Below are 4,625 nucleotides of genomic sequence, written 5' to 3'. Positions count from 1 at the left end.
TGGCCCGGTACAGCAGGCGGTCGGGCGGTGGCCGGCTCCGTGGTCGACACCCCCTACAGCGACCCGCTCCTCTCCCGGGTCCTCGCCCGCGAAGCGTTGCTCTCCCTGGCTGTTCTGACGTCGGTCGATGTCCAGGCCGAGCAGAACGCCGCCCGGCGATCGGCCGCGGGCGGGCAGAAGGCCGGGCAGGCCATCGCCGACGCGCGGCCGGCGTCGGCGCGGCGCGCGGAGGTCTCTCCTCTTCCGGCGCTGCGGCCGGGCCCGTGGCAGCCACGGAAGTCGTCGCGGGTACGACTGGGCGAGCCGGTTGCTCCCGATCCCTGTTGCAGTGGTGGGGTGGTGTCGGCCGGGTCGGTGGTGCTCGGGGTTCTGTTGCGGCTGCTGCGCAATGCCGTGGGCATGAGTCGTGCCGAGGCCGGTCGGGTGATCGGCAAGGCGGTCTCCACCATGACCAACTATGAGACCGGCCACACCCTTCTGACACAGGACAGGGTCGCGGCGCTGCTGGCCGCGTTTGGGCTGACCGCCACCGAGCTGGCCGACGCCCTGGAGCTGGTGGTGCCCGCGCACCAGCACCTGTGTGACGACACTGGCGCTGACCGGGACGTCCGCGCCCAAGCCATCGAACGGTACGCGGTTCGCACCACGTTCTACAGCAGGTGCGCCTTCCCCGCCCCCTTCTACAGCGACCCGTTCACCCGGTGGCTGAGCCAGCAGCCCCACGCTCCGGGGTTTCCGCCGCCCCGGCCGTTGCCGCGCGGGCCGGTGACCGTGCTGCTGGGCGAGCAACTGCTGCACAAGCCGCTGGGCGGCCCGGCGGTGATGGCCCAGCAGCTGCGTCACCTCATCGATCTGGCCCAACGGCCCCGGGTCACCGTGCGCCTGGTTCCCACCGGTGCGGGGGCCGCCAGTACCCAGGGTGTCCTGGCCGTGCACGAGATGCCCGGCAGCAGCGGCCCCCTGTGCGTCGAGGGCACGCTGCCCACCTACACCAACGGTGTGGCCGCCGCCCCCGTCCAGGAGCAGATCCGCTGGGCGCACACCAACGCCCTGCCACCGGCCGACAGCCTGGCCGTGCTGAGGCGGGCCGTCGCCCGCCACGCCCAGGAGGCGGCCCGGTGAGCATCGTGCTGGGCAGGCGGATTCGGGCGGCATGCCTCGTTCGGAGCGGGGGCGCCGGGCGAGTGAGGCGGTTCGGTGTGGTGTCCGTGCTGCTCCGCGGCACGGTGGTCACCTTCGCGTCCGGTCGCGCCGACGCCGACCCGGTGGCTGTCTCGGGGTCGCGGGGCTGTAGACGCGGGTGGCCTTGTGTGCGGCGGCATTCCCCGTCGCCGTGCCGGGGCCGTCCGTGAGTGGGCTCCTCTTCCCCGGCTCCCCGTAGGGCGACCGGCCCGGCCGCGGCCGGTGCCCGCCGGAAGGGAGGAGTGAGAGCAGCAGTCCCTGCTCTCCCGGCCGCCGTGGTCGTGGCACTGCCCCGCGGCGGCCGGTCCACCCGCCTACCACCACTACGTAGACGATCACCTTCTGAGGACCCATGACCTCCGACGAGCTTCACACCCTTTCCCCTTCCTTACCGCGTGAAGACCGACGCCGCCGTCGGCACGCCGCCGGCAGCACCGCGCCCTGTCTCCGCACGACCGTGTTCGCTTCGGCCGCGGGCACGGGTGCGGTGGCCTCGGTGGCGTGGGCCGCCCAGGTGCTCGCACTCCTGCCCTGGTATCTGTCCGCCTTGGCCGCGGGCATCGGGTGCGCGGGGGTGATGGTGTGGGGCTGGCGGCGTGCCGGCACCGCGGAACGCGTCCTGCGCGCCCAGCAGGCGGGACTTCGCGACCAGGTAGAAGCTCCGAAGCATCTGCTGCGCCTTCTCGCCGGAGGCAGGGCCGCCGTCGCGGAGGCGGTGGACCGGGTGGAGGCGGGCGAGGTGGGGCCCGGGCTGCCGAAGACGGTTGACGGGCCGGCCCTGCCGGGCGGTTTCGCGCCGGTCGCGGATGCGATCGTGTCCGCGCAGGGCGAGGCGGTACGGGCCGTCTTCCAGGCGGCGGCCGACGAGCGGCGCCGTACGGTTGCCGAGCGGGACCAGGCCGCGATGGCGCGGGCGTTCGCCTCCCGGATCTACGCCCTGGTCGATCGCGCGACCGCCGCGATCGACCAGGTCGAGTCGGCCATCGAAGACCCGGACCTCCTGGACCGGGTGTTCCGCGTGGACCACCTGCTGATCCGGGTCAGGCGCCGGGCCGAGGGGCTGGCGATTTTGGGCGGGCACCGCCTGTCGCCGCTGCGGGAGGCGCCGTCGCTGTCGACCGTGCTGCGCATGGCCCTGCAGGAGGTCGAGCACTACCAGCGGGTGGTGATCCACCGGCTCAACCCCGATGTGGCCCTGCCCGCCTACGCCGCGCCCGGGGTGGTGCATCTAGTGGCCGAGTTGATCGACAACGCGACGGCCTTCTCCCCGTCCGACACGCCGGTGGTGGTCCGGGCCGCAGCAACGGCGGGCGGGGTGGCGGTGACGGTCGAGGACCTCGGGGTGGGGATCAAGCCGGGCACCTTGGAGGCGGTGAACCGGCTGATCGCCGATCCGTACGCCGCTTCGGTGTACGAGCACGTGGTGTCCGGCCGTATCGGTCTGGCCGTCGTGGGCCGCCTGGCCGCCCAGTACGACCTGCTCGTCGCCCTCCACGCACGACCCGAGGGCGGCATCCAGGCACGAGTCCTGCTGCCCGACCACCTGCTTCTCGCCCCGACACCGCCCGCTCCCTTCCCCCCTGCCCGCACCATTCCCGCCCCCGCGGCGGCGCGGCGGCCGACTCGGCCGGTCACCGCCGCGGTCGGTGCGACGACATCGGCCGGGCTCCCCCGCCGGACCCCCGCCCCGGCTCAGCCGGCCGTCGGCGGCGAACACCCGGCTCCGCCGGGCCGACCGCTCCCCGCCCCCGCGGGCAGCGCCGCCGCGCCCACGGGTCGACCGGCGGACCCGCCGACCGCGGGGCCAACCGCGGGCCTGATCGGCGGCTTCGTCTCCGCAACGCGCGGCACACCACCCCCTGCCGGGGCGAGCGCAGCTCACCACCCCGCCCGGCCCCGGCCTGCCTGACCTGACGACCACCAGGAGATCACGATGAGCTCTGCTCTCGCAGTTGAGAACCACACCAAGGTGACCGCGCTGCTGGACGACTTCGTCCAGCGGGTGCCCGGGGTGCTGCATGCCCTGCTGGCCTCGGCCGACGGGCTGAGGATGTCCCACGCCGGCGACGGTCTGGACGACACCGCGGCGGACCAGCTCGCCGCCCTCACCTCCGCACTGGTCGCCCTCGGGCGCGGGGAGGGCCTGGCCATGGCCGGGGTGGGCCAGGACGGCGAGGTTCGGCAGCTCCTCGTCGAGCACGGCGCCGGGTTCCTGTTCGTCATGAGCACGGATGCCGGCCTGGGTAGCACCGACGGACAGCTCATCGGCAGCGTCCTGGCCGTACGCACCACCCGGAACGCCAACGCGGGCGCAGTCGCCCACGAGATGAACACCCTCATCACTGCCGTCGGAGAGCACCTGGCCACCTCCGTGCGCGCGGCGTAGGAGCACGCCCGACGCCGCGGCCGCGCACACGCCGGCCCGCCTTCCTTGGCACCTTCCCTTCCCTTCGTGCCCTCGTAGGAGCCCACGGTGCATCCCACGTTCTCGAACGGACACAGCGACGAGCTTGACGGCCTGCGCCGCGACATCGTCCGCCATCTGGGTCTGGAACAGCCCACCGGCGAGCTCGACAATTTCGCGCGCGAGCTGGCGCACGCCGCCGACCTGCCCTACGCCATGGTCAACCTCCTCGATCTCGACGCCGGTGGCCAGTTGTTCGTCGGCTTGCACCAGCCCGACCAAGGCAGCCGCCGCGACCTCGGTGGCACCCCGCTGCCGGCCGTCAGTCGGCGCATGCCCTTGGACCACGGCTACTGCCCTGATGTCGTCCGGCGGCGCAAGGCCCTGGTCCTGTCCGACGTCTGCTCGTACCCGCGCTTCGCCGGTAACCCGGTCGTCGACGAGATCGGTATCCGCACCTACGCCGGAGCACCCCTGATCCACGAGCCGAGCGGCGTGGTCCTGGGCACGGTGTGCGTCGTGGGCACCGAAGCCCTCCCCGCCGCCACCGGCCGCCCGACGCTGGAGCTGATCAAGCAGTGGCGCGACCAGCTCATGCACCACCTCCTCCAGGACAGCCCCGCCACCCCGCTCCCGTAGAACGCCGCACGCCCCGCGCAGCCGATCGAAACCCCCGTACACGAATGAGAGGAAGCACCACGGTGTCGGACCACCTGCTGTCCCGGGAACACCACGCGTTACGCCAGGAAGTGCGGGCCTTCGCCGAGGCGGAGGTCGCCCCACGCGTGGCGGTGATGGAGGCGTCCCGCACCGTGGAGCGGGAGCTTTCGGCGCGGATCGCCGCGCGCGGCTGGATCGGGGCGACGATCAACCCGGAGTTCGGTGGGATGGGGGCCGGGCACCTGGCCAAGACGATCATCATCGAGGAGCTGTCCCGCGTGAGTGCGGCGATGGGCGCGATGGTGCAGGCGTCCCAGTTGGGCGTCGCGAAGATCCTGCACTTCGGGAACGACGAGCAGAAGAAGACCTGGCTGCCGCT

The 4,625-nt window shown here is 73.1% G+C and carries 5 protein-coding genes; all 5 read left to right on the top strand.

The window, feature by feature from the left end; genetic code table 11:
* Positions 1–1,122 (top strand): Scr1 family TA system antitoxin-like transcriptional regulator (locus AC07D6_RS33465; RefSeq protein WP_479050722.1); only part of this gene is annotated, 1,122 nt, incomplete at its 5' end.
* 517 nt (positions 1,123–1,639) lie between these two features.
* Complete coding sequence (locus tag AC07D6_RS33460) at positions 1,640–3,091, top strand: ATP-binding protein (protein WP_479050720.1); 1,452 nt, start codon at positions 1,640–1,642, stop codon at positions 3,089–3,091.
* Between the two features lie 24 nt (positions 3,092–3,115).
* Positions 3,116–3,568, top strand: coding sequence for a roadblock/LC7 domain-containing protein (locus AC07D6_RS33455; RefSeq protein WP_479050718.1), 453 nt, complete (start codon positions 3,116–3,118; stop codon positions 3,566–3,568).
* Between the two features lie 87 nt (positions 3,569–3,655).
* Positions 3,656–4,225, top strand: coding sequence for a GAF domain-containing protein (locus AC07D6_RS33450; protein WP_479050716.1), 570 nt, complete (start codon positions 3,656–3,658; stop codon positions 4,223–4,225).
* 62 nt (positions 4,226–4,287) lie between these two features.
* Positions 4,288–4,625, top strand: a 338-nt coding sequence (locus AC07D6_RS33445; protein ID WP_479050715.1) for an acyl-CoA dehydrogenase family protein, incomplete at its 3' end; no start/stop codon positions are given.

It is taken from the genome of Streptomyces sp. NPDC045287 (genome assembly GCF_056432325.1).
The sequence above is the reverse complement of the archived record's forward strand: the minus strand, read 5'-3'. Positions and strand labels throughout refer to the sequence as shown.

Bases quoted from the DNA above. Each gene is read 5' to 3' on its own strand.
- AC07D6_RS33455 (WP_479050718.1), top strand. From the start codon at position 3,116: ATGAGCTCTGCTCTCGCAGTTGAGAACCACACCAAGGTGACCGCGCTG.